Raw genomic sequence first — 25,916 nt, forward strand, 5'->3', positions numbered from 1 at the left:
TTATTTAGAATTTGACGTTTAGGTTAAATCCGATACTTCTCGTGGTCGGTACACCTGTAGATTCCAGTCCAGAAACGTTGTCCGAACTATACGCAAAGGAGTCGGGATCAATATTTGGGACCCATTTTTTAAGTATCGCCACATTGTTTGCGACCAAGCTCAGGGTAACCCCTTGTACAAAGGAGTCCTCTGGAATGAGCTTTTGGAAATCATACCCTACGGTAATCTGCCTCAATTTCCAGAATCCAGAATTGTACACAATGGGCTCTATCAATTGCTGTGATCGCACAACTTCCCAATAGGTTTGTGACTCTGTTGCAACAGTATTCGGTTGTCCCGCTTGGTTTACACCATCACCAATAACCCCTGTATCCCTACCAGGAAGGGTCATTTTATGGAGACCATGTCTAACGGCATTGAAGTTGGTACCGGAAATCATCTTACCGCCCAATTTGAAATCAATCAAAAAGGAGAAATTGAAATCCTTGTAACGTACGGTATTTGTAATACCTCCAACCCATCTGGGCAATGCACTGCCAAAAAATTTGATGTCATCTGACCTTAAAGGTCTCCCGTCATCGGCAAATACTTGCCTTCCTTGCTCGTCGAACTTGTATCCGAATCCGGCCAATTGACCGATTTCCTTACCTACCACTTGGTAGAGATAACCGTTGAATACATGGTTACCTACCAAAATACTCTCTCCCTCCTCATCGCTAAGCAGGCTGATTACTTTGGTTTTATTGTAGGACGCATTGAAATTAAAATCCCATCTTAGATCATCATTACGAATGGGTGTCAAATTCAATAACATTTCAATACCGTCACTTCTACTTTCACCACTGTTGATCAACTGACTTATAAATCCTGAAGAATTGGAAATCTGAGCGGGTATGATCTGATCTATTGTGGTCTTACGGTATACGGCCAAATCCAATCCGACCCGGTTATCGAACATTCTTAGATCGACACCTAGTTCTGTTTCCTTCACCCTCATTGGACGAAGATTGGGATTGGGCAATATGGATGTATTGGCGCCAGCAACTGGCTTGGGTGATCCATCCGGTCCTGGGAAGAAGTTGGCGTTGATATCATAAAATAGTGCGTCAGAATAAGGATTTACGTCCGTATCGCTGCCCACTTCGGCATAGGCGGCCCTGAACTTACCAAGCGTCAACCATTCTGCGTCATCACCGACCCAGTTTGAAAAGAGGACACTACCGGAAACAGATGGATAAAGGATACTTCTATTTGCTTCAGAAAGTGTTGAAAACCAATCGTTACGGGCAGTACCACTTAAAAAATAGGTATCTTGATAAGATAGGTCAACTGCTCCATACAAGGAGTTGATGCCTCGCTCGGACATGGAATAGGTTGGATCCTTCACCCTACCGTTTTGTACAGTGTACAGATCACGGATCACAAAATCGGTCACATCAGCCCTATTTAAATCTTGTCTTCTTCTCATCTGGTTGCCTCCCAAATTGTATGAGACCCCAAAATCTTCACTTACATCAACATTTCCTGAAAGCAGGAAGTCGACGTTGGTTTCCCGGTAGCTTCTTGCGGTTTGGGTAAAGGTTCCATTGAAGAAGGGTTCCGGTGCTGCAGGCCTTGAGGCTTGTCCGGTCGGAAACCCATTGAACTGTTGGGAACGCGACCAATAGTCCTGACCTACCCTTATCTGTCCTGTAAGCCAAGAAAGAATTTTATAGCGGGCTACAACATTACCGAATATTCTATCTCTCCGTATTTCGTTGAACTGTTCGGAAAGCGTAAAATATGGATTGGTACGGTTTCTGAACCTGCTGTATACAAATTCGTTCCCATTCTCATCAAGCTTTTTCTCCTCCAATAAATCAAAAGGCATGGAATTGGCCATGTTATAAAGGGCCACGGGAATAGTATTGTCCTGTTGGCCAACGTTGGGTGGGTTTATGTTTTTCTCATAGGAATAGTTGACGTGTGCCTCAACGCTAAGCCTGTCGGATAGATCATAATTTGCCCCAAAGTTTACCGTTTTCCTGTTGAACTCGTTATTGGGAGTGATGCCTTTACTGCCTAGATTGGAAAGTGAAAGGTTGAACCCTCCTTTTTCGGATCCGCTCGAAATGGATACGGAATTGGTGATGTCGAGACCACTTCTATAAAACTTCTTGATTCTGTCGTAAACCGGAACATAAGGAACCTCAACACCATCAAAAAGAACCTGTGTCATTCCCGGTTGAAAACGTTCCCCGAAAGACCATTGTCCGGAGGTTGGGTTGGCCGATGTAGGCCTCACTCCGTTCTCTCCTTGCCCATACTCATACTGATAGTCTGTAAAATCCAAAGGAGTATGGTCAGTTATGTTAAGATTATAGGTTACTCCTATTCCTTGTTGACGACCACGTGACTTCGTGGTGATCATGATAACACCATCCTTTGCCCTAGATCCATACAGTGCTGCACCAGTGGCCCCCTTTAAGATGGTCATGCTTTCTATGTCGTCTGGATTGATACTGGAAAAACCATCGCCTCCATCAGAATAGACCCCATCACTATTGGTGCCCACTTCTGTACTGGTACTTCCCGGACTTGTACCGAAGGAAGTATTGTCTATTGGCACACCATTTACCACTATTAGGGGATTATTGGTGCCCGAAATTGAGGATTGACCCCTGATCCTAACCTTTGATGATCCACCTGGCCCTGAACTCAATGAGGATATATTGACGCCTGCTACCTTGCCCTGAAGGGTGTTCATAAAGTTGGAAGACCTGTTCACATTGACCTCTTCAGCATCTACCTGGGCAATGGAATATCCCAATTTCTTGGTTTCTTGTTTAATCCCCAAAGCAGTTACCACAACCTCGTTCAAGTTCTGGGTATCTTCTTGCAATACTATATCAAGGGTAGTGGATCCACCAACCGGGACTTCTTTTCTTGTAAACCCGATGGAACTGACTATCAAAACGGCATTGGTATTCTGAACAGTTATCTGATAAACCCCGTCAAAGTTCGCGGCAACACCATTGGTCGTGCCCTTTTCTATCACGGATGCCCCGGGTATGGGTACACCATTGGAGTCCGTAATTACACCTGAAAGTGTGGTTTGGAAGTCATCATCAGGAGATGGGGAAAGATTTAATTCGGTCGGGGCTACATCGATTTCGTTTCTAGTCTTTAAAATAATTTGTTGTTTGTTAAAAAGATAAGAAACGTTAGTTCCCTGGAAAAGTTGGTCCAGTATTTCAGTGATCAATTTTTGGTCTACATTGATAGAGACCTTTCTGTGAGCATTTACTTTTTTGTTGTCATAAAAGAACTTGAATTCTGAAACAGATTCAATCTGTTCGAACACTTGCATAATTTCTACATTTTTCATGTCCAAACTGAGTTTGGTATTTTGGGAGTAGGAATTTGCATGTGTCGAAAAAAAGGAAACTATCAAGAAAAGTGCAGTTAGTTTCACCGTCAGCGACAAGTTGTTTGTTAAACAAGGCAGAGTGCTCTTGATGTAATTTTTCATACCTTTGTAATGTTTTTAGTTAACTTATTTTTTGAGTTAATAATCTCAATCGGGAAGGTGTTGCAGCATCTCCCGATTTTTTTTTTGCATTTATTTCATAGGCGTAAAACTGGTTTTTGGTTGTTTATTTTAAAATGGTTATTTGATCATCTTCAATTAGGTAATCAAAGTATGTTTCGGACACGAACGTGTTCAGTACTTCTTCAATGGTTTCCACATCAAAAGTGGCAGTGAACACCCTGTCTTCCAAGTCCATGTTCTTGTTCTGTATGGACACCCCGTAGTGCCTTTCCAATTTTTTTATCATATCCTTAAATTTCATGCCCCTAAGAACTAATTTCCCTTTCATCCAACTGGTATACAGTTCGGTATCGACCTTTTGCACGCTCATTTCTTTATGGGCAGATTCCCAAGAAGCCATATCTCCAGGTGTAAGCAATGTGGAATCGTCCTCACTATAGCTCGTACCCGATTCATAAAGTCTAACGGATCCTTCAACCAGCACCGTCTTTTGGTTGGTATCCTCGGGGTAGGAAGTGACATTGAACTGGGTTCCTAATACACGTATATCCAATGATTGCGAAGTGACTATAAATGGACTGTTCTCATTTTTCTTCACATGGAAGAATGCTTCTCCGATCAATGTTACTTTTCTCTGCTGTCCCGGAACAAACTTTATAGGATATGTTAAGGTGGAACCTGCATTAAGATTAACAGTGGTTCCATCAGACAAAACAATTTTGAATGTCTTTCCATTTGGGATATGTAGCGTATTGTAAACCAAATCGTTGTCAACTGCGTCAATATCACTTTGTGAATAGTCCACCATATTTTCAGCTTTAGTGCCGAGCACATTGCCATCCCTTGTTACAATCGCGGTAGAACCCGACTGGGACAGAATCCGGGTTTCCCCATTCCCCAGTTCCAACGTAATAGCTGTTGGATCATGCTCCACCTCTACCAATTTCTCCATATAAAATGACTTATAGAAAAGAGATAACGCCACAACACCAACAAAAACTGCTGCATAACGCATAAACCTTGAATAAGAAGTTGTTAAACGCTTGTTCGATTTATTTGTATGAAGTCCATGTTGAATTGTTCCCCAAGCTTCTTGTGAATCAAGATGATGTATATTTTGCAGTTCTTTCAATTTATTATCCTGCAATTTTTTGAGCCTTTGAAAGGTCAAAAAATTTTCATCATCTTCAGACAACCATTTTTCAAATAGAATTTCTTCTTCTTCGCTTATGGGCCCTTTTAATTTTTTAAGGATAATTTCTACGATCAATTTGGTCTTTGTTTATAGCGATGATAACATATCATCTACTTATAAGACCTAAAAAATTGAAAAACGGGTAGTGAAAATCTTATATTTTTATATAATTTTTTATAAATATTCCATTTTAAGCTGTCTAAAAATGGATATTTCTCAAATTTAAGCGAAGTATCTTAAAAGACTTTTTCAAGTGGTACTTTACTGTATTGACTGTAATGCCCATGATTTCTGCTGCACCTTCATACTTGATTCCTTCCATAACACAGAGCTCAAATACCTTTCTATTTTGTGCTGGCAAGGATTCCAGCTCTTTAAAAATTGTTTCAGAAACCTCTGACTGAATCCACTCATTCTCATAGGAAGGTACATAAGTAGTGGAATGGGACATATCGAAAGTTCGTTGAGAATTTTTAATTTTTTTTAAACTTTCATTTCGTACAGCAGTATTGATGTAGGGCTTAAAATTCTCAATGGTTGTATACTCATTTTTCTGTAATAGCTTGGTGAAAACTGTTTGTACCACATCTTTTGCATCATCCAAATCTTGCACATAACTATAAGATAACAAACACCATTCTTGGTAATGCTCAAGAAACATTTCTTCCAAATTTTTAGTGTTTATCATTTCTGTAATTATTATGAACTTGGTTAATAAAGCTTACTGATTATAGTAGAAAAAAGAAATTTGAATACATTATAATTAATTGTATATTTTACACTTTAAACAATAGCAATTTATCAAATTGTTGCTATTTGTGCAAAAAAAATGTGATAATTACAAATAAAAAACATCGTATTGCCATTTTCGCACTCGAGTACTATCGTAGTTGCTCAAACTGAAGAGGCAAAATTTATAAGTGAATGTAATTAAAATCAAAATTTTACCATGAAAGACCTGTTGATGAACCGTACCATTACAAGTGAAGGCATTTGGGTAGGAAGATGCCACATACCACCTGAAAGAGCCTATAACAATATTGAAGGGCCCCATGTAATTTGGGTACATAAAGAATGGGTATATGATTTATCATATTATTTCAAATCTACGGGAGAGCTCATCAATTCGGACAACTACAAAGAAATATTGAACGTAAAAGATCCAAATATTACAAAAGTGGGAACTCTTGAAGAAATTTTGGAAAATTCATTTTATCATCAAAAAAATGATGCCAAGCCATTTTTCCTCTCCCCTAACGACACCCAAGCCGTAAAGGCATGCGGGGTAACTTTTATAAAAAGCTTATTGGAAAGAGTAATTGAGGAGCGGGCAAAAGGAGAACCTCAATTGGCCATACAACTAAGGGACGAGATTACCTCCATCATCGGCGAAAGCCTGAACAACATAGTACCGGGATCGCCGCAGGCCGTTAGTTTAAAAGAGGAATTAAAGAAAAGGGGGATTTGGTCCCAGTACTTGGAAGTTGGTATTGGGCCCAATGCAGAAGTGTTCACTAAAAGCCAACCTTTTTCATCGGTGGGATTTGGTGCGGAGGTAGGGGTACTCAGCGATTCCAAATGGAACAACCCAGAACCTGAAATAGTGTTGGTGGTCACCAATTCCGGCAAAATCGTGGGGGCCACTTTGGGCAATGATGTGAATTTACGGGATTATGAGGGCAGAAGTGCCTTATTATTGGGAGAAGCAAAGGATCAAAATGGATCTTGTGCCGTTGGTCCCTTGTTTAGAATGTTCGATGATTCTTTTTCGTTGGACGATGTAAAAAGTGCCAAGGTATCCTTAACGATTACCGGTACCGATGGTTTTGAGTTAAAGGATGCGAGTGACATGGGAGAAATAAGCAGGTCACCTGAAGAATTGGTAAAACAAGTGATCAATGAAAACCATCAATATCCCGATGGGTTCATTCTTTTTTGTGGAACCATGTTCGCTCCAACGTTGGATAGAAATGAAAAAGATATGGGATTCACCCATAAACCACAGGACAGGGTGATTATTGAATCCCCTAAACTGGGAATGCTGGTGAATTGGGTCAACTCGGCAGATAAAATTCCCAATTGGAATTTCGGAATCAATGCTTTTGTGGACTACTCCTTAAAACGGTTACAAAAAAAGAACTAATGCAACGTATGTTGAAATACCCTTTACTAATCAATAAGAGAAAAAAATAAAAAAATGATATCAGGCAAAAACTATATCGGTTCAAAAGTATCGGCGAATGGCGAAAGAACCTTCCATACCTTTGATCCAAAAAGCAACCAAAATACGGCTTGGACCTTTTATGAAGCCTCCTCTACAGAAATTGACGAAGCAGTTCATCTGGCGGAGCAGGCATTTCAGGAGTACAAACAATTTTCCGGTGTTAAAAAAGCAGGTTTTCTAAGGGCCATAGCCAAAGAAATTGAGAATTTGGGCGATGAGTTGATCAAGACCTATACGCAGGAATCCGGGCTTCCCGAAGGCCGTGCCTTGGGAGAACGAGGCCGTACCATGGGACAGCTCAATGCATTTGCCACATTGCTGGAAGAAGGTTCGTGGACCGATGCGACCATAGATACCGCAATTCCCGAACGCACACCTATTCCTAAAGAAGACATACGAAAAATGTTGGTCCCGATAGGCCCTATAGTGGTTTTTGGGTCCAGTAATTTTCCTTTTGCATTTTCTACTGCCGGCGGTGATACGGCAAGTGCCCTGGCTGCGGGGTGTCCTGTCATCGTAAAGAGCCATCCCATGCATGCGGGAACCGGTGAACTTGTTGCGTCGGCAATTATAAAGGCCGCAAAAAGAACAGGAATGCCCGACGGGGTTTTTTCAAACTTGAACAGCAGTGGGATCGAAGTTGGAGAAAGATTGGTCACCCACCCAAAAGTAAAGGGCGTAGGTTTTACGGGAAGTATCCGTGGAGGAACGGCACTTTATAATTTGGGTACACAACGGGAGGAACCCATACCCGTTTTCGCAGAAATGGGGAGTGTGAACCCTGTTATTGTGCTTCCCTCTGCCTTGGAAGACAAAAAGGATCATTGGGCCTCCCAATATGCCGGCTCCATTACGTTGGGGTCTGGCCAATTCTGCACCAATCCCGGCCTGTTGATTGGGCTTAAAGGAAAGGCTTTGGACAATTTTGTTTCCACATTGGGCGAACAACTGTCGCTTTTGGATCCATCGAGCATGTTGCATCCGAACATCCATGAAAACTATGAAAAGGGACGAAAGGAAATCTCCAGTAATGAAAAAGTATCCGTTGTGGCGGAATTTGATAAAGAATTGCCACCAAATTATGGCAGGCAGCAATTACTTACGGTGAGCGGAAAGGATTTTTTGGAGAACCCCGTAATGCACCAGGAGGTCTTTGGACCGTTGTCCCTGGTTGTACAATGTGCCGATGAGGAGGAGCTCACCAATATCCTTCATAGTTTGGAAGGTCAACTTACCGGAACAATATTGGGTGATGAACCGGAGATAAAAAAATATGAAAAGGTGGTAGATGCCTTAAAAAGTAAGGTGGGGCGAATCATTTTCAACAGTGTTCCCACTGGTGTCGAGGTATGTCCGTCCATGTTTCACGGTGGCCCCTTCCCGGCGACCACAGATAGTAGGTTCACTTCGGTGGGGACATCGGCCATAATTCGATGGGTACGTCCCGTCTGTTTCCAAAATTGGCCACAATCCATGCTACCAGCCGAATTACAAAACGACAATCCGTTGGGTATCATGAGAAAAGTGAACGGTACGTTCACCTCAAACCCTATCTGACCAGAAAAAAAGAAGGCATAGCATATCTCAGGAGGTTTTGGGCTCATCGAGATAGAATGAAAGGATAAACAGCTTGCTGGTTTCCCTATATCAACCTTGGGAAGCAATCTGTACTTGAGGAAATAGGGTTTGTCCGGACCGGTACATTGATAATGGGTCTTTGTTATATGGATAGAGGTCAGAAAAATCAATGAATTATCTAATGCCCATTCATAAGACCAAATTCCTGTCATCATGACACAATCATCTTTTATTATTTGATGTACCATGTTAGTTTTGTAGTATACCCACGGTAAAAGAAGCTAAAATTTACAAATGGAAGAAACAGGGAATCAAAACCTCATCTTAAGAAAAATAAACCCCGGCAAGCCAAAAGGCATAACGGGGTTTTCTTTTTGAAAAATTATACGGGACCGTGATTTTCTTTCCTTTTAATTTTCATTAGCGACCAATGCATTAATTCTTTGTATAGAGCCATCAGGGTTATAAGTAAGCTCTGTCATTTTTACGCTTCTTAAGTGCGTTTTCCCACCAGACATGGAACTGTCGTGAAAAAATAGCCACCACTTTCCTTTGTATTCCACAATAGAATGGTGGTTCGTCCATCCCAATACAGGATCGAGAACTACTCCTTTGTAGGTAAATGGTCCATACGGACTGTCACCCATAGCGTAAACAATTTTATGGGTATCCCCTGTGGAATATGACAGGTAATACTTATCATTATATCGGTGTACCCAAGCCGCTTCGAAAAATCTTCTGTCATTGTCTCCGGCAAGAATCGATTCTCCATCTTTATCCAAAACCAAGACATCTTTAGGTTCTTCAGCAAAACTTGTCATATCATCGGACATCTTAGCAATCTTAGGGGTCAAAGCCGGTTCATTATCAGCCGGATATTTATCCTCACCAAGGTACTTGTTTTCGTCCCATTGTTGAAGCTGTCCGCCCCAAATACCCCCGAAGTACATATAATAGGAACCATCCATATCCTCAAAAACGGCAGGATCCATACTAAAACTTCCTTCTATTGGCTCCTCCATAGCCTTAAAAGGGCCTTCGGGAACACTACTCTTGGCCACACCTATATGAAAGACATCTTCTTTGTCCTTAACTGGAAAGTATAAGAAATATTCGTCCCCCTTTTTAGCGGCATCCGGAGCCCACATTTGCCTACCTGCCCAAGGGACATCGTCAATATGTAGCGCCAGTCCATGGTCTGTAACCTCTCCCCCCACACTATCCATCGAAAACACATGATAATCTTCCATGTTAAAATGACTTCCCAAATCATCCTCTGGAATTCCTGATTCAAAATCATGTGACGGGTAAACATATAGCTTGCCTTCAAAAACATGTGCAGAAGGGTCCGCAGTATAAAGTTCAGATGTTAAAGTATATACCGTATCAGGGGCAATTCCAATGGTGTCTACAACAACATCAACATTCCCTTGAACATTTTTGGATTCTTTTTTTTCACGTTTGCAACCAAAGGTGAAAAGAAATAGAGAAATCAGTAAAAAATAAGAAGAAAGAATGCTTGTTAAGCGAATTTTACGGCTAAAAAATGTGTTTTTCATAATATGATAAATGGTTTTAATTGTTAAAAATACACATATTTTTTAATAAACAATCGTTTGCCTATATCTTCAAAAAAATATATTGTATTGTATATCAGCATTTTATATTGTTTTAATTGAGTATTCAGAATAATTTCAATGTCAAATCTAAAAAATTTTAACGCAACCGATTGCGTTAAACGATATATTGTGTATATTTAACACATTCAAAATTACAGGTATGTTTTTTTGCCGTATCTGGATTAATTAACTAAACAAAATCAAAACTTAGTAACATGACTGAAAAATCATTATTTGTTTTTACAAACAGTAAATGGTCCTCGCCTTTGCATTTGTATCTAACAAGCTTTTTGTTATTTATTTTTTGTACTACTGCACTAGCACAGGACATTATCTCGGTATCTGGAACAGTGACCGATGAATCGGGTGCACCTATTCCCGGGGTAAGTGTACTTGTACAGAACACAACAAATGGAACATCGACAGACTTTGACGGGAACTATGTGCTCGAGGCGGCTTCCAATGCCACCCTTGAGTTTCGCTATCTTGGATTTGTTACGCAAACGATTGAGGTTAATGGAAGGTCAACGATTAACGTTCAATTAGCTGAAGACACCCAGCAACTATCAGAAGTTGTGGTAATTGGGTATGGTACCCAAAGTAAAGAGTCCGTAACTGGTTCGGTAGTGTCCATTAAAGCCGAGGAATTGAACGAAGTACAATCCGCCAACTTCACTCAAGCCCTTGTAGGACGGGCCGCAGGTGTAAATATTTCTTCCACCAGTACACGGCCGGGAGCTGCACCACAGATTCAAATTCGTGGCGTACGCTCACTTACAGCATCAAATGATCCACTTATTGTTTTAAATGGGATCCCTTTTTCTGGGGGACTCAGCGACATCAACCAAAACGACATTGAGAGCTTGGATATCTTAAAGGATGCCTCGGCCACCGCAATTTATGGATCTAGGGGAGCCAACGGGGTAATCCTTATTACAACAAAGTCAGGTAAAAAGGGACAAAAAGCACAATTCTCTTACAATACTTATTATGGTACCAAGGAAGTGTTTGCCAAGTTACCAGTAATGAATACGGCCCAACTATTGGAATTACGTGAGATTGCCGCTGCCAATGGCACCGGAACGCCTACAGGAAATGATGAAAGTGTTGATAATGATACGGATTGGCAAGATTTATTGTTTGGTTCATCCATGCAAACCTCCCACGATATCACTGTACAAGGAGGTACTGAAAATGGCACCTACAATGTAGGTTTGGGCTATTTTAAAGAGACCTCTCCTGTTCCCGGCGATTCTTTTCAAAGGTATTCCCTACGTTTTTCACTGGACCAACAAGTGGGTAAATTATTTCGTTACGGGGTAAACTCGGTAATGAACTATAGTGTTACCAAAAGTATAGTCGGTCCAGCCGGGGTGTATACCGCATCTCCTCTTTTAAGTCCTTATGATGAAAATGGAAACTTTTTGGAATCTGTTAGACTTACGGATGGACAAGACCAAGTATTCATCCCTACTCGAAATGAGATCAACCGAATTGGTAAACGAAGAGCAAACGAACAATTGGACTTCGGTACCTATAACAACGTTTACGCTGAACTTAAAATGCCCTTTATTGCTGAAGGCCTTAAGTACCGCCTTAACGTTGGTCTTAACCTAAGATCGAGCAGAGATGGCGATTTTACTGGTCAGGGTGTCTTTAGTTTTAATCCTGACCAACCTAATTCGGCCAGTTACGGAACTAGTCTTACGCGGGACTATGTAGTTGAGAACCAATTGATTTTCGACAGGACCTTTGCCGATAAGCATAAAGTGAACTTCGTCGGGCTTTTTTCGGCTCAAGGAAATGATTTTGATAGTTCTTTTATACGGGTCCAAAATATACCCGATGAAAACGATTTATGGTATAATACGGATTCAGCTCTATTGGAAGATGTATTGGATTATGATACCAGTTATACAGAATGGGGGCTGTTATCTTTAATGGGAAGGGTGTTGTATGAATATGACAACCGTTACCTGCTTACCGCTACCATACGATCAGACGGTTCCTCACGATTGGCGCCAGGGAACAAGTGGTATACCTATCCTGCGGTATCCGTAGGGTGGAACATTGCCAATGAAGCTTTTATGGACAATTTGGATGCCATTAATCAATTAAAATTAAGAGCGGGCTATGGAGAAACCTCCAACCAGGCCATTGATCCTTTTTCAGTTCAAGGACGACTAAATGGTGGGGGTACCAACCCTGCGTATAATTTTGGCGATGTTTTTGCAAATGGTTATGTGGTGACCCAATTGCCCAACTCAAACTTAAAATGGGAGTTTTCGAAAACCTATAATTACGGTATTGATTTTGGCCTTTTCAATAATCGCCTTTCTGGAACGGTCGAGTATTATGAAACCGAGACTAACAATATTCTGCTTAACCTCGGTCTACCAAGCACTTCTGGTGTAAGCAACGTAACCAGTAATGTAGGTAAAACAAAGAGCAATGGGGTGGAGATAGCACTGAATGCTACTCCAATCCAAACTTCGGATTTTACTTGGGATGTAGGTGTTAACCTCTATACCAACAGGACCGAGATTGTCGAATTGGCATCCGGTCAACAAGAAGATGTAGGTAACCTTTGGTTTGTAGGCCAACCTCTTAGCGTTATCTATGATTATGAACGATTGGGATTGTGGAATGCCGATGATGAAGGTGCCGAATATCTTGAACAATTTGTACCTGGGGGTAATCTAGGAATGATACGGGTTCGATATACTGGAGAGTATAATCCAGATGGTTCACCTGTTCGTCAAATTAATGCTGATGACAGGGTAGTTATAGACCCAACTCCTAATTTCCGAGGAGGGTTCAATACTCGCTTTGCCTATAAGAATTTTGATCTTAGTATGGTGGGAGCATTTCAAAGTGGAGGTATATTAGTAAGTACCCTACACAATACTAATGGTAACACCATGAGGCTAAATGGTCGGGGAAACAACCTTAATGTAGACTACTGGACCCCAACCAACACCGATGCCAAATATCCGGCACCAGGGGGCATAGGCGGGGACCGTCCAGAATATGGTAGCACCTTGGGATATTTTGATGGTTCTTACCTAAAGGTACGAGCCATGACCTTGGGCTATAGATTTGACCCAGATGTGATCAAGGCAATGGGAGCCAAAAATTTATACATATACGGTACAGTACAAAACCCATTTGTACTATTCTCCGATTTCCACGATGAATCGGGATTAGATCCAGAAATCACAAATTCGGGTGTGGACAACAACGGAGTTAGGCAAAATGCAGACATAAATACCAATGGAACTGTTTCCGGTAATATCCCGACCATTGGTACCAACGTACCATCTACGCGAAATTATTTATTTGGATTAAATATAACTTTCTAAAAAAATGACTGTGAAAATTAATTTTAAAGCTAAAGTGATTACGGTTCTTTCTATTGTCTTTTTGCTGAGTGCATGTACAAAAGAAATTATAGAAGAGAACCCAAGAGGACAATTTACCCCTGATTTTTTCCAGTCCGAGACTGGTGTTCAGGGCGGTGTGGTGTTCTTATATGAAACCATGAGGGATATTTATGGGAACCCCGGATTCTTTAACTCCACGGAATCAGGTACGGATGAATATACCTTTGCAGAGTCTGCAACCGGTGATTTTAAGAACGTGGACTTATCCGGAGAAGGACAGATCATATCAGATGAAGGTGCAACTGCTGGGGTATGGTTTTCGAGTTTCCCTGCTATCAATACAGCCAATGGTATTTTGGAAAATGCAGAGGCCGTAGGATTAGACCCTGCCCTTGTTGCCGAAGTAAGGTTTTTTAGAGCATTTTATTACTTTTTATTGGTACAGACCTATGGTGGTGTGCCATTGGATCTAGGATCTGGGGAATTGGCATTCAATAGATCTGCTGTCAGAACCTCAACACGTAATACAGTTCCGGAAGTATATACAAAGGCAATTTTTCCTGATTTGGTTACAGCTGTCAACGATTTGCCTGAAAATCCAAGATTGACAGGTACAGTTACCAAAAATGTGGCCAGGCTCATTTTGGCCAAGGCGTATTTGACCTATGGTTGGTGGTTGGAAAATCCAGAAGGGATTCCAACATATCCTGAAGCTCAAAGAAACGATCCCGATGGAAATGATCCTTCATTTTATTTTCAAGGGGCATACGATTTGGCCATGGATGGTATACAAAATCCTGGTCCCTACGGTTTGCTGGAGTATTTTTATGATGTTCACGAAGGCTCTAACGATCGACATATGGAGATGATGTTGTATGCCGACCGTACTCCGGAAAACGAACAATTCAATGGTGCGCCGGTAACAGGCTGGGGGACTACTTCCAACAGTTCCAACACAGCAGTTTGGATGGCAACATCCAATTATACCACCATAAGTGTTGATGGTGTTCCTGCCGTTCAACGGCAATCGGTTCAGAGCCTTGGTAGACCATGGACACGAATGGCGCCTACAGTTAGCAGTTTAACCGAGACTTTTACCGATAAGGATATAGATTCCCGTTACGACGGTACTTTTACGACCAGTTATCGAGGCAATTGGGACCAAGGAGGCAATGATACACCATCATTGACCGGTGCCAATGGTCTAGAAATTTTTCCAGGCGATGCCGTCATCTCATTTTTGGACGAGTATAATCCGGCCGTGGTATATGAAGAGAGTGGAGAGCCCATAAACGGTGCCAATATTGGTGGCGGGGTATTACCAGGAAGAGCAGATTACGTAATCAATCTGAACGAATTCAATAGAAGATTTTATCCCGGTTTATGGAAGACAGGAACCTACCGTGACGATAATGCTGGAGGCCTGGGCCAGCCCAATGTGCCAAATACGCGCCCTTATCCAATAGCTAAGTTTTCAGAGTTCTATTTTATTGCTGCCGAAGCTCGAGTAAAAGGTGCATCTGGAGCAATGAGTGCCAGGGATTTGATAAATGTGATCCGTGCCCGTGCAGGCAAATGGCGTTTTGATAATGGTGAACAAGAAGAGCGCATTGAAGACAATAGTGCAGCCATGATGGCAGCTACTCCAATGACCATTGATATTGATTATATCTTGGATGAGCGTTCTCGTGAGTATTTTGGTGAAAGTGTGAGATGGTATGATCTAGTACGTACCCAGAAATGGATTGAAGTTGCTGGTTCATTCAAAATAGTAGATGACATCACTGCCACAGTTCATAGTCCTACTGCCACAATTTCCCGGGAAATCCAGCCTTATCATTACTTAAGGCCCATACCGCAAGGTCAAATAGACAATTTGGATATGACCGATGCTGAAAAAGCCACCTATCAAAACCCCGGATATTAAGAATTAAACTATAATCTTCATAAATAGTTTGAGTTAGTTAGTTTTAAGTTGCATTCATAAAGAGGCTGTCCCCATTGGACGGCCTCTTTTAAATGGTAATGGTAACAAAAAACAGGGGTAGATCATGAGTTCAACCTCTTCCAATTGAAATGAATACCTTTATTTAAATGAAAGTACTTGGGATATCCGCATATTATCACGACTCGGCCGCAGCTCTAATTGTGGATGGCGAAGTAAGGTATGCTGCCCAAGAAGAACGTTTTTCAAGAATAAAAAATGATGCATCCTTTCCTGAAGAAGCCATAACCTATTGTCTATCTGAATCCGGATTTGCACTCGAGGATTTAGATTACATCGCCTTTTACGACAAACCATTCCTAAAGTTTGAGCGACTTTTGGAAACGTATTATGCCTTTGCGCCCAAAGGATTCCGATCATTTGCCATGGCCATGGCCATTTGGTTGAAGGAGAAACTTTTTACAAAACAAATCATTCGGAAAAGTCTAAAAAAAATAGGAGGGTCACATGCCCGAAAAATTCCCATTGTATTTCCGGAGCATCATCTGTCCCATGCGGCCAGTACCTTTTATACCTCTCCTTTCGCCAAAAGTGCATTTTTGACCATTGATGGGGTTGGTGAATGGACCACAACCTCCTATGGTTTGGCTTTAGGCAACAAAGGAATCGAAGTACTTGGGGAACTACATTTTCCCGATTCAATAGGCTTGCTGTATTCATCCTTCACTTATTTTTTAGGGTTCAAGGTGAATTCAGGGGAATACAAAATGATGGGACTTGCCCCTTACAGGAGTCATCAATCCAAAAAAGTACAGGGTTTCATCGACATCATCAAAGAAAAATTAGTGGACATCAAGGAAGATGGTTCCATCAAACTGAACAAAGCGTATTTTGAATATCCCGTTGGGCTTCGGATGGTGAATCCAAAAAAGTGGGAATCACTTTTCGGATTCAAGAAACGGGGAGCCAATGAGCCCATGACGCAAATACATGCAGATTTGGCCTTCGCAGCCCAAAAGGTTTTGGAAGAGATTATCGTGAAGCTGGCCCATCATATTAAAAAGGAAACCGATGCGGACTATTTGTGTTTGGCCGGGGGTGTTGCCCTCAATTGTGTGGCCAATTCTGTTTTATATAATGAGGGGATTTTTGAAGATATTTATGTGCAGCCTGCAGCAGGTGATGCTGGAGGAGCCATCGGGGCTGCCTTGGCCGCGGCGTATTTAAAGCAGGATTTGAACTTTACGGGACTCAAGAAACCGTTCAATCCTTATCTAGGCCCCTGTACATCCCATCAAAAAATTGAGAGACTGTTGCGAAGGCACAAATGCCCATATCATTATTTTGAATCCACTGAGGAACTTTTAGGCGCAGTAGCGGATCATTTGGCTGAAAAAAAAGTAGTCGGGTGGTTCAGGGGACGGACAGAATTTGGTCCAAGGGCATTGGGAAATCGGAGCATCCTCGCCGACCCTTCAGATCCAGAAATGCAATCCAAGCTTAATATGAAAATTAAGTTCAGGGAAAGTTTTAGACCCTTTGCCCCAGCAGTTTGTGAAGAAGATTATGACTCCTATTTTGAGCCCGGCAAACAATCAAATTATATGTTGTTCACAAATCCTGTGAAGGCATCCATCAGAAAAGCATTGCCTAAAAATTTTCACGAGCTTAGTCTAGAGGGAAAACGCAAAATACCAAAATCCGATTTGCCAGCCATTACCCACGTAGACTATTCGGCAAGGGTACAAGTAGTAAAACAAGGAGTCAATCCCACATTTTGGGGTCTATTGCAGACCTTTAAAAAATTGACAGGTACCGGAGTGCTCATCAACACCAGTTTCAATGTTAAGGATGAACCCATTGTAAACACACCCGAAGATGCCTACCATTGTTTTATAAACTCAGGCATGGATGTTCTGGTTTTGGAAAATTATCTAATTGTTAAGTAAATGGAGTTTTTAAAAGAATTCTTTCGGTTTCTAAAGGAGCGAAAAAAATGGTGGTTGGTACCCTTGATCATCATATTTGTGCTTTTTGGCATACTTATTTTTTTAACCAGTAGCTCGGCTCTGGCGCCTTTTATTTATACCTTATTTTGATGGAAAGGGAAAAAGCTTTTGAGACCATAATTGTTCTGGCACTGGCCTCGCTTATTTTTTCAGTGTGGCTACATGTGGAGTGGTTGGTATATGCAGCCATGACTTTTTTGGTCATAGGTATTGTTTCCCAAAGGGCTTCGAAAGTTATTGCCAAAGTATGGTTAGGGTTTTCCAATTATTTGGGCGTGGTGATGAATTTTGTGTTGATGTTCATTATTTTCCATTGCATACTGATTCCCTTAGCAGGGTTGCAACGTTTGTTTGGAAATAATCAGATTCGACGTAAAACTACCGGGAATTCCTATTTTCTTCAACGGAAGCACCTGTACACGGGCAAGGATATCGACAATCCTTGGTAAAAGCTATAATGTTCACTCTTGCGAAGCTTTCAGATTTTTAAGGTAGTTGCTCTTCTTAAAATAATATTCAGCATACGCATCATCCTTTAACATACGGCACATCTCCCCTGCCATTTCATATACTTTATACTGTTCGGGGAACTCAAAAATCAGGGTCTGGGCTACTTTTAGCGCTTTTTTATAATCTCTGTCCTCATTGTATTTGTGGTATGCCTGTGCCATTACATACTGCCATTGCTCCTGATGCCTGTATAGATTAATGGCCGTTTTTTCCTCGAAGGTTGGGTTTTGTGTTACATAACTGTATCCAACGGGCGTTGTTCCAGACATACTCAGGTCATAAGGCCACGACTTTTTAAGGATTTCCACCGCTACTTTTCCTCTTATGGAATCGATTTGGGTCATCGGAATATCGTCAAATGCCTCTTCATAAGTAACATAGTTGCCCCAACCTTCCAGCAGTCTCAGTTCTTTGATTTTCTCATAAAACGCATCCGCCATCATAAAATAGCCCTCGACGTTGGGGTGTACATGCTCCGTTATCAATTCATTCCCTAGAATTCCAAGAGGGCTTCTGGATTCAAATATTTTCTTCATATCTACCAGGGGCAGACCATAAGCACTGGCCTTCTCAACAATAATATCATTTATGGTATCGGGAGCCCTAAAACGAAGTAAATCAAGTTCCTTGGCCAAATGAAGGTATTTTTTTGCGGAATCGGCTTCATGGTCTAGATAGTATCGGCCCAAAGTGTAAGCTGCATCTGCATTTTTTTGGGCCAAACGGTAAACATCAAGACTTTTATGCTGCATGGATTCCTTATACCCAGCCATATCCAAACTATCACTGATGAATGGTTCTATATCCTTTTCATTTGAGACCAAGGTAGATAGTATGACAGGAACATCGTGTTTTTTATACTTGTCCAGAATTCTTTTCAGATTCTCATCAAACTGGGTAATCCCGGCTTTATAGACCTCGGAGTTGAAGGGTATCTCCTGGTTCTTCGCCATTACCTCCATCAAGGTAGTTTCTGAAATAGAAGAATTAGTTGAAGAACTTGGCTTCATTATCCCTCTGAACCCATTCTCTATCAATTGAAAAAAGCGAAAGTCTTTGAGTTTAAGATAGGCCCTGACCAAGGCAGGATGACTACCAACAGATGCCGAGGAACCAGATCCGAGAGCTCCGTAGTATTCGTTATGGCCCGCATAAATGATAACTACATCGGGTTTTTGATCAATTATTTTATCCGTTACATCCCAAAGTGTATAGGAATTCACCGCTGTAATCGCAGTATTGACCACTTCTATATTTTTATCAGGAAAAGTTCGGGAGAGTCTGTGCTTTAACAATCTAGGAAAAGAGCCACCTTTATAAAAAGGATAGCCCACCGCTGTGGAAGCTCCTTGAACAAAAACCCGAAAGGTACTGTCGGTTTTTTTTCTGAGAAACAAATCGGATTGACTATCAGATTGGAATTCGGTATCCTTGAAATACTTTTTGGACACATCGGAGTTTACTACAAGATATTCTTTCCCATTTTCTCCTATTACCCGATTGAACAGTTGATAATTTTCACCATATCCAAATATCCTTAAAACCAGTTCCATGATTAAGATGACAATCAATGGGAGCGTTGCGGCTATGATTTTAAAAAGTATGTTCTTCTTCAATTTCAATGGATATTATTTATTCAAGATCAAAAAATTTAAACAAATAACTATCAACAATGTTGACTCTTTTCAAAACAGCTATTATAATTTAACGCAATCGATTGCATTTTGCTAATTTATTAATTATTTTTGGTTCAAATCGTTATAACCTCCAAATAAAGGTGGTTATTTCAACAAATAATTAATCGTGAACAAACTTGTCTTTTTGATTCTATCTACAGTAATACTTGTAGGAAATCAATCCTTTGCCCAAAAAAAAATAACGCTCAAGGAAGCTTTCAAGGATAAGTTCTTGATTGGCGTTGCAGTTAACCGGTCGCAAATAAACCAAAGCAATCAGGAAGAAACGAAACTGATCACTTCTCAATTTAACGCGTTGACCGCGGAAAACGACATGAAATGGATGTACATTCATCCAAAGGAAGACACTTTCAATTTTGAACAGGCCGATAAATTGGTGGAACTGGCAAAAGCAAACGACATGTTTGTGGTGGGTCACACCCTAGTATGGCACAGCCAATTGGCGCCCTGGGTGTTTAAAACCGATAAAGGGGACACCATTAATAATGCAGAGTTGACCAGCCGCTTAAAAAAACACATATCCACCATTGTAGAAAAATATAAGGGCAAAATAGATGCTTGGGATGTGGTCAATGAAGCCTTGGCTGAGGATGGTTCTTATAGGAAGTCACCATTTTATACCATTGGTGGGGAATCCTTTATAGAAAATGCATTTAGGTTTGCACATACGGCGGACCCGGAAGCCGAGCTATACTATAACGACTATAATCTCATCAACGCAGAAAAGAGGGATGGGGCCATTCGAATTATCAATAATCTTAAAAGCAAAAACATTAAAATAGACGGTGTTGGAATCCAAGCCCATTGGAGTTTAGAAGAGCCCACTATTGAGGAGATTGAGACTGCCATCAAAATGTATTCGGAAACTGGCGTAAAAGTGATGTTCACTGAACTTGACATTTCAGTTTTACCCAGTCCATGGAACTCCCCTACTGCAGATGTTTCCGTAAGTTTTGAAAATAATCCTACCATGAATCCATATCCCAATGGTTTGCCCGACTCGGTTCAAACTCAATTAGCAAAACGGTATGCCGCAATTTTTGAGCTTTTCAACAAACATGCCGATAAAATCGGAAGGGTCACCTTTTGGGGATTGCACGATGGCCTATCTTGGAAAAATAATTTCCCCATTCGAGGAAGAACGGATTACACCTTGCTTTTCGATAGGGCAATGGAGCCCAAAAAAGCATTTAATGCTGTCATCGATACAGTAAACGACTAACTTTAGTAAACATTCATGAAAATACCTTCGGACCTTAAATACATAAGCCCTGGTTGCCTATCAGCCTTGGCCCTGCTTCTACTCCTTACCTCCTGTAAGCAAGAACCATCGGAAACAAGTACTGAAACGAATAATTTAGCACGGGTTCTCACTTTACACACTGAAGACTCCTTTCCACAAAACTCAATGCTTACCACCCAGAAAGCAGAAAGTGGATTCGCCATTGTTGAAAACAGTATTGCTAGCGATATTCTGGTCAGTGAATCGGACCATAAAGGTGTTCAACGGATTGCCGGAATGTTTCAAAAAGACTTGGAACATGTTTCAGGTAAAGCACCTGAATTGATTGTTGGGGAGACTCATCGATCCAATAACTTGATCATCGTTGGTACCATGGGCAAAAGTACTCTAATCGATGGCTTGGCCCAAAAAGGTAAAATAGATGTTTCTGAACTTGAAGGAAAGTGGGAGCAATTTTTGATTACTCCCGTTAAAAACCCCATGGAAGGTGTGGACAACGCCTTGGTAATCGTTGGGAGTGACAAACGAGGGACTATTTTTGGAATGTTCGACCTTTCCGAGCAAATGGGCGTTTCTCCATGGTATTGGTGGGCCGATGTTCCCATAAAGGTCCGAGAAAACATCTACGCTAAACCAGAAACCTACACCCTTGGCGAGCCGAAGGTAAAATACAGGGGTATTTTCATCAATGATGAAGCACCGGCACTATCGGGTTGGGTAACAGAAAAATACGGTGATTTCAACAAACAGTTTTACGAAAAGGTGTTCGAATTGATTCTCCGAATGAAAGGAAACTACCTGTGGCCCGCCATGTGGGGGCGCTCCCTTTGGGACGACGACCCCACCACTGCCCCTTTGGCCGATGAGATGGGTGTGGTTTTGGCCACATCGCACCACGAACCGTTGATGCGTTCGCATGTGGAATGGGACCGCTATGGGGAAGGTCCTTGGGATTATGATAAAAACCCTAATAAACTAAAGGATTTTTGGAGAGAAGGCATGGAGCGTACCAAAGGACAGGAAAAGGTGGTCACTCTTGCTATGCGCGGTGATGGCGATGAGGCCATGAGCGAAGGAACAAATATTGGTCTCCTAGAAAAAATAGTAAAAGACCAAAGAGAAATCATCAAAGAAGTTACCGGAAAACCCATTGAAGATACTCCGCAAGTATGGGCGCTTTATAAAGAAGTTCAGGAGTATTGCGATAAAGGCATGCGTGTACCCGACGATGTAACTTTATTGCTTTGTGATGATAACTGGGGACAGGTTCGCGTTTTGCCCGCTTTGGACACCGAACCTCGCTCAGGCGGCTATGGCATGTACTATCATTTTGATTTTGTTGGAGGCCCAAGAAGCTACAAATGGTTGAACACAACACAAATTGAGCGTGTTTGGGAACAAATGAACCTCACATATTCCTACGGAGTGGATGAGATTTGGTTGGTGAACGTGGGAGATATCAAGCCCATGGAATTTCCCATCAGTTTCTTTTTGGAATATGCATGGAACCCAGAGGACTTTCCGGCCGAACAGTTGCCCGCATATTATACTACATGGGCACAAGAGCAATTTGGTAACGAGCATGCCCAAGAAATCGGTGATATCATCTCTCTCTACACCAAATACAACTCTCGAAGAAAACCCGAATTGATAGAACCCACCACCTACAGTCTTCAAAATTTTAATGAAGCCGAAAAAATGGTGGAAGATTACAAAGCTTTGGTAGGGCGTGCAAAAAATGTGAAGGAACAGTTACCCAAAGAAACCCATGACGCCTTTTATCAGTTAGTGCAATATCCCGTTGAAGCATGTGCCAATCTGAATGAGATGTACGTGGCAGCCGGAAAAAACGGACTGTACAGATTTCAAAACAGGACATCTACCAACTATTATGCGGACAAAACAAAGGAATTGTTCTTCAAAGATGCTGAATTCACTACATACTACCACAATTCAGTCTCCAACGGCAAATGGAACCATATGATGTCCCAAACCCACATGGGGCACACCACTTGGAGCGATCCTGCTTACAACAAAATGCCTGCCGTATCCTATATACAATCAGGAAACAATGCCAATTTAGGATATGTGGTGGAACAGGGAGTAAGCAGGTTTCAATGGATGCACAGCGGATTGAATAGCCATAGCTTTTCAACATTTGACCCTGTAAACGATCAGAATTATTATGTAGAAGTCTTTAATATGGGCACGGAAAAGTTGACTTATACGATAACCACAGAAAACGATTGGATACAATTATCCTCTGGTGGTGGAACCATTCAATATGATGAAAAAATAGTTGTGAGCATTGATTGGGAAAAAGCTCCCAATGGTCAGGATGTCGGAGAAATTGTGATTAAAGCTGATAATTCAGAAGAAGGAACCACGGTTAGTGTACCTATTCGAAATGACCTTTCAGAAGATATTAAAGGTTTTGTTGAGAATCAAGGCATAGTTAGTATTGATGCCGTTAACTATCACAACGCCATAGAATCAGCAGAGGTTTCTTGGCAAACCATACCCAACTTGGGCCGCACGGGCTCGGCAATAACCACCTCGCCTGTTACAGCATCCAAGCAAAACCCTAACAATGATGGCCCTTATTTGGAATATGAAATCTATCTACTTGATTCAGGCACCTATAATCTAACAACATATTTTTCACCTACACTTAATTTTCAGAAGGATGAAGGTTTGATCTATGCCGTGTCCATTGATGGGGATACACCAAAAATGATGAACTTGCACAAAGATGCCTCAGCTCCCGATTGGACCTACCCTACATGGTGGAATGAAGCGGTAAAGAACAATATCATGACCCAAACCGTACTTGAAAAGGAACTTTCAGCAGGTGCACACACCATAAAATACTGGGTAGTCGACCCAGGCTTGGTATTGCAAAAAATGGTGTTGCAAAAAGAAGGTGCCAATACAGAGAGCTATTTGGGACCTCCGCAAAGCAAACTGATAAAGTAATTTTTAAAACGAATTCTACACTAAAATAATAAATGTGAAAAGTAGCAAAGTATTGGTGGCCCTCATTGTAATAATGTGCTCCTTCACCACTGGTATATCCCAAGTAACACTTCCCGAAATTATTAGGGACAGCATGGTAATACAGCGTAACGCAAAGATTACCATCTGGGGATGGGCATCACCAAGTGAAAGAATTACCGCCACGTTCAATGGCAAGCAAAGAAAAGCCACTGCCAACAACCAAGGAGATTGGCGTGTGGAATTTCCAAAAATGAAAGCAGGCGGTCCTTATACCTTAAAAATTTCAGGAAAAAATGAGATTATCTTGGAAGATATACTCATCGGAGATGTTTGGTTGTGCTCTGGCCAATCGAATATGGTACATCAAATGGACATCCATGATGTTACCTACGCAGAGGATATTGCCAATGCCAACTATCCTGAAATACGACATTTTAAAGTACCCCAAAAAACAGACCTGCGGGGACCCAGCAAACATTTAAATGGTGGTTCGTGGGAGGTAGCCATATCCGATGAAATTCGTCCGTTCTCCGCGGTTGCTTACTTCTTCGCCCGTAAATTATATAAGAAATATGGGGTCCCCATTGGATTGATCAATGCCAGTGTGGGCGGCACTCCCATTGAAGCATGGATAAACGAAGAAGGCTATCAGGACTTTGAAGATAAATTAAAGATTATTAAAGAAAATAAGGATACCGCTTTTGTAAACAGCCATTCCAGAAACAAGTTTTCCAATAACCAACAATCTCAAAAACCTAAAGATAAGGGTCTTATTGGCGAAACACTTTGGTACGATATTAGCTTTGAACCCAAAAACTGGCGCAGAATCAATATTCCAGGTTATTGGGAAGATCAAGGGGCCAGAGACCTCAATGGAGTGGTCTGGTACAGAAAGGAAATCAACTTGCCACAATCAATGAATAGTAAAGAAGCTACTGTGTTTTTAGGAAGAATTGTAGATGCAGACGAATTATATATTAACGGTGAAAAAGTGGGGAATACCACCTACCAATATCCTCAAAGAAGGTACGATGTGCCTTCCAACATACTTAAATCAGGGAAAAATACCTTTGTTATACGTGTGACCAACAATTACGGAAAGGGGGGTTTTGTTCCCGATAAGCCCTATTATGTTTTCACGGATAAGGATACCGTCGATTTAAAGGGCTACTGGCAATATAAAGTAGGAGAGGTTTATCCACCCGTAGATTTTTCCTCTTTTTCCAAAAATGGCAACAAGCCCCAAGAAAGAACCATCAATCCTCAAAACGAGCCCACCGCATTATACAATGGTATGGTGGCTCCATACATACAGCTCCCTATAAAAGGGGTGTTATGGTATCAGGGTGAGAGCAATGCCGGTAGACCTGAAGAATATTTGGATTTAATGCATGCCCTTATCAACGGGTGGAGAGGCGTTTACAAGAATCCGGAATTGCCCTTCATCTACGCACAACTCCCAAACTTTGGAGATGTAACCTATTCCCCGACAGAAAGCAATTGGGCCAGACTCAGGGAAGCGCAATTAAAGGCATGGGATGATGCGAATATTGCAATGACCGTAAACATTGATTTAGGGGAATGGAACGATATTCATCCAGATAACAAAAAAGACGTAGGAGAACGTATGGCGTTGGCCGCCCAAAACATTGTCTACGGGGAAGATCTTGTCTACTCTGGGCCAATTTATGAATCCTCCCAGGTAAAAGATGATAAAATTGTTATATCCTTTTCACATATTGGCGGTGGGTTGATTACCAATGATGGCGAAACCCTAGATAGTTTTGAGATTGCAGGGGAGGATAAGAATTTTGTATGGGCCAAGGCAAAAATTGAAGGAGATAAAGTAATTGTTTGGAGCGATAAAGTCGCAAATCCAAAATATGTTCGCTATGCTTGGGCAGACAATCCCTACAATCCCAATTTATATAACAAAGAAGGGCTACCTGCATCTCCATTCAGGACAGAATAATACAATTTTCCT

15 protein-coding genes are annotated in these 25,916 nt (G+C 41.4%); 10 read left to right on the top strand and 5 right to left on the bottom strand.

Annotation, left to right across the window (positions count from 1 at the left end):
• Positions 1 to 4: 4 nt before the first annotated feature.
• From J0656_RS12065 to J0656_RS12075, 3 genes are all read right to left on the bottom strand, one after another.
• Positions 5 to 3,367: a SusC/RagA family TonB-linked outer membrane protein gene (locus J0656_RS12065; RefSeq protein WP_207034135.1), complete on the bottom strand. Its 3,363-nt coding sequence runs from the start codon at positions 3,365 to 3,367 to the stop codon at positions 5 to 7.
• Positions 3,368 to 3,635: 268 nt separating this feature from the next.
• On the bottom strand, positions 3,636 to 4,802 hold the full coding sequence (locus J0656_RS12070) for a FecR family protein (protein WP_207034138.1): 1,167 nt from the start codon (positions 4,800 to 4,802) through the stop codon (positions 3,636 to 3,638).
• Positions 4,803 to 4,926: 124 nt separating this feature from the next.
• The gene (locus J0656_RS12075; protein WP_207034141.1) at positions 4,927 to 5,415 is read right to left on the bottom strand and encodes an RNA polymerase sigma factor; all 489 of its coding nucleotides are present in this window, start codon (positions 5,413 to 5,415) and stop codon (positions 4,927 to 4,929) included.
• A gap of 261 nt (positions 5,416 to 5,676) precedes the next feature.
• Here J0656_RS12075 and J0656_RS12080 point away from each other — a divergent pair, with 261 nt between their 5' ends.
• Both J0656_RS12080 and J0656_RS12085 read left to right on the top strand, forming a co-directional pair.
• Positions 5,677 to 6,870: a fumarylacetoacetate hydrolase family protein gene (locus J0656_RS12080; RefSeq protein ID WP_207034144.1), complete on the top strand. Its 1,194-nt coding sequence runs from the start codon at positions 5,677 to 5,679 to the stop codon at positions 6,868 to 6,870.
• Positions 6,871 to 6,924: 54 nt separating this feature from the next.
• Positions 6,925 to 8,508, top strand: a complete 1,584-nt coding sequence (locus tag J0656_RS12085) for an aldehyde dehydrogenase (NADP(+)) (protein WP_207034147.1) — start codon at positions 6,925 to 6,927, stop codon at positions 8,506 to 8,508.
• 431 nt (positions 8,509 to 8,939) lie between these two features.
• Here J0656_RS12085 and J0656_RS12090 read toward each other — a convergent pair whose 3' ends face one another.
• Positions 8,940 to 10,088, bottom strand: coding sequence for a glycoside hydrolase family 43 protein (locus tag J0656_RS12090; RefSeq protein WP_207034150.1), 1,149 nt, complete (start codon positions 10,086 to 10,088; stop codon positions 8,940 to 8,942).
• Positions 10,089 to 10,438: 350 nt separating this feature from the next.
• Here J0656_RS12090 and J0656_RS12095 point away from each other — a divergent pair, with 350 nt between their 5' ends.
• From J0656_RS12095 to J0656_RS12110, 5 genes are all read left to right on the top strand, one after another.
• A complete protein-coding gene (locus J0656_RS12095) occupies positions 10,439 to 13,510 on the top strand; it encodes a SusC/RagA family TonB-linked outer membrane protein (protein ID WP_237688930.1) in 3,072 nt (1,023 codons plus the stop codon).
• Positions 13,511 to 13,514: 4 nt separating this feature from the next.
• The gene (locus J0656_RS12100) at positions 13,515 to 15,458 is read left to right on the top strand and encodes a RagB/SusD family nutrient uptake outer membrane protein (RefSeq protein ID WP_207034155.1); all 1,944 of its coding nucleotides are present in this window, start codon (positions 13,515 to 13,517) and stop codon (positions 15,456 to 15,458) included.
• Between the two features lie 167 nt (positions 15,459 to 15,625).
• Entirely contained in the window at positions 15,626 to 17,425 is a 1,800-nt protein-coding gene (locus J0656_RS12105) for a carbamoyltransferase family protein (protein WP_207034158.1), read from the top strand.
• Positions 17,426 to 17,575 (top strand): DUF5989 family protein, encoded by a 150-nt coding sequence (locus J0656_RS20175; protein ID WP_225603766.1) that lies wholly within the window; start codon positions 17,426 to 17,428, stop codon positions 17,573 to 17,575. It begins immediately after the preceding gene.
• Positions 17,575 to 17,934 carry a hypothetical protein gene (locus J0656_RS12110; RefSeq protein ID WP_207034160.1) on the top strand — a complete coding sequence of 120 codons (360 nt, stop codon included), beginning with the start codon at positions 17,575 to 17,577 and terminating at the stop codon, positions 17,932 to 17,934. Before J0656_RS20175 ends, J0656_RS12110 begins: the two co-directional genes overlap by 1 nt.
• Before the next feature lie 12 nt (positions 17,935 to 17,946).
• Here the strand turns inward: J0656_RS12110 and J0656_RS12115 are convergent, their stop codons facing one another.
• On the bottom strand, positions 17,947 to 19,611 hold the full coding sequence (locus tag J0656_RS12115; RefSeq protein ID WP_207034163.1) for an SGNH/GDSL hydrolase family protein: 1,665 nt from the start codon (positions 19,609 to 19,611) through the stop codon (positions 17,947 to 17,949).
• Between the two features lie 187 nt (positions 19,612 to 19,798).
• Between J0656_RS12115 and J0656_RS12120 the strand changes: the two genes are divergently transcribed.
• The 3 genes from J0656_RS12120 to J0656_RS12130 are packed head-to-tail and all read left to right on the top strand — an operon-like array spanning position 19,799 to position 25,904.
• Positions 19,799 to 20,914 (top strand): endo-1,4-beta-xylanase, encoded by a 1,116-nt coding sequence (locus tag J0656_RS12120; RefSeq protein ID WP_288981517.1) that lies wholly within the window; start codon positions 19,799 to 19,801, stop codon positions 20,912 to 20,914.
• Between the two features lie 15 nt (positions 20,915 to 20,929).
• A complete protein-coding gene (locus J0656_RS12125) occupies positions 20,930 to 23,911 on the top strand; it encodes a glycosyl hydrolase 115 family protein (protein ID WP_237688931.1) in 2,982 nt (993 codons plus the stop codon).
• 34 nt (positions 23,912 to 23,945) lie between these two features.
• Positions 23,946 to 25,904: a sialate O-acetylesterase gene (locus J0656_RS12130; RefSeq protein WP_207034165.1), complete on the top strand. Its 1,959-nt coding sequence runs from the start codon at positions 23,946 to 23,948 to the stop codon at positions 25,902 to 25,904.
• The last annotated feature ends 12 nt before the right edge of the window (positions 25,905 to 25,916 follow it).

It is taken from the genome of Flagellimonas aurea, assembly GCF_017313785.1.
Taxonomy (GTDB): domain Bacteria; phylum Bacteroidota; class Bacteroidia; order Flavobacteriales; family Flavobacteriaceae; genus Flagellimonas; species Flagellimonas aurea.